A 1,558-nucleotide genomic window follows, 5' to 3' on the forward strand; every position below is an offset into this window, starting at 1 on the left:
GGGGCATCCATGCTGGGAGCGATAGGACTCGACGAACGCCAGGAGTCCGCGTACCGGGCGCTGGTGGCGCTGGGCGCGGCCGAGGTGACGGATCTCGCGCACCGGCTCGCCCTGCCCGAACTCGACACCGAGCGGGCCCTGCGCCGCCTGGAGTCCCAGGGGCTCGCGGCGCAGTCCTCGGCCAGGACCGGCCGGTGGGTGGCGGCGCCGCCGGGGGTGGCCCTGGGCGCCCTGCTCACCCAGCAGCGGCACGAGCTGGAGCAGGCGGAGCTGGCGGCGGCGCTGCTGGCCGAGGAGTACCGGGCGGAGGCCGCGGACGCGGCGGTGCACGACCTGGTGGAGGTGGTGACCGGCGCGAGCGCGGTCACCCACCGCTTCCTCCAGCTCCAGCTGGGCGCGCAGGAGGAGGTCTGCGCGCTGGTGACGGGCAAGCCGATCGCGGTCTCGGGCATGGAGAACGAAGCGGAGGAGCAGGCGGCCGGGCGGGGGGTGCGCTACCGGGTGGTGCTGGAGCGCGAGGTGCTGACCCTGCCGACCGGTCTGCTCGAACTCTCGGCGGCGCTCGGCCGCGAGGAACGGGTACGGGTCGCGGACCGGGTCCCGACCAAGCTGGTCGTCGCGGACCGCTCCCTGGCCATGGTGCCGCTGACCGGGCGGGGTGCGGAGCCGGCCGCGATCGTCGTGCACGCGAGCGGGCTCCTCGAATCCCTGATGGGCCTGTTCGAGTCGGTGTGGCGGGACGCGCTGCCGCTGAGGCTCGGGGCGGGCGCGCAGATCACCGAGGAGGAGGCGCCCGGTCCGGACGTGATGGACCTGGAGATCCTCTCGCTGCTGCTCGCCGGGATGACGGACGCGAGTGTGGCGAAGCAGCTGGATCTGGGGCTCAGGACGGTACAGCGGCGGGTGAAGGGCCTGATGGAGCTGACCGGGGTGACGACACGGCTGCAGCTGGGCTGGCACGCGTACGAGAAGGGGTGGGTGGCCCGCGGCTGAGCGGTCGGGGGGGCCCTGGGACCCGGATGCCCGTCGCACCGGGGTGCCCCCTGTACCCGGACGCCCTCCGCGACCTGCGCGGACGCCGGTTCTGGGGGACGCTGGGCGCGTGGGTGTGTGGCAGCTCCTGATGGTCGCGACGGTCATGCTGCTCGGCCTGTCCGGGGTGCTGGCCCCCGGCGTGCCGGGGACGTGGCTGGTGTGGGCCGCGATGCTCTGGTGGTCGCTGCACGTACGGACCGACCTCGCGTGGATCCTGCTCGCCGCCGCGACCGGTCTGCTGCTGCTCACCCAGGTGGTGGTCTGGCAGCTGCCGCCCCGGCGTCTCCGGGGCGTGGGCATCACCCGGCGGATGGTGACGTTCGCGGGCGCGGGCGCGCTGCTCGGCTTCGTCCTGGTTCCGGTGCTCGGCGCGATCCCCGGTTTCGTGGGCGGGATCTACCTGTCCGAACGGCTCCGCCTGGGCGGCCACGGCCAGGCCAGGGCGGCGACCCGGGCGGTGATGCGGGCGGCGGGCACGAGCGTGCTCGTGGAGCTGTTCGCCTGTCTGCTGATCGTGGGGGCG

The 1,558-nt window shown here is 74.6% G+C and carries 2 protein-coding genes; both read left to right on the forward strand.

Features of this window, described 5'->3' with window-relative positions; all coding sequences use genetic code 11:
• The first annotated feature begins 9 nt into the window (after positions 1–9).
• On the forward strand, positions 10–993 hold the full coding sequence (locus EAO70_RS11330; RefSeq protein WP_148002856.1) for a helix-turn-helix transcriptional regulator: 984 nt from the start codon (positions 10–12) through the stop codon (positions 991–993).
• Between the two features lie 109 nt (positions 994–1,102).
• On the forward strand, positions 1,103–1,558 hold a 456-nt coding region (locus EAO70_RS11335; protein WP_148003015.1), incomplete at its 3' end, for a DUF456 domain-containing protein.

This window comes from Streptomyces sp. adm13(2018) (assembly GCF_008042145.1).
Lineage (GTDB): Bacteria > Actinomycetota > Actinomycetes > Streptomycetales > Streptomycetaceae > Streptomyces.

Excerpts from the sequence above, each read along its gene's own strand:
- EAO70_RS11330 (WP_148002856.1), top strand. The coding sequence starts at position 10 with ATGCTGGGAGCGATAGGACTCGACGAACGCCAGGAGTCCGCGTACCGG.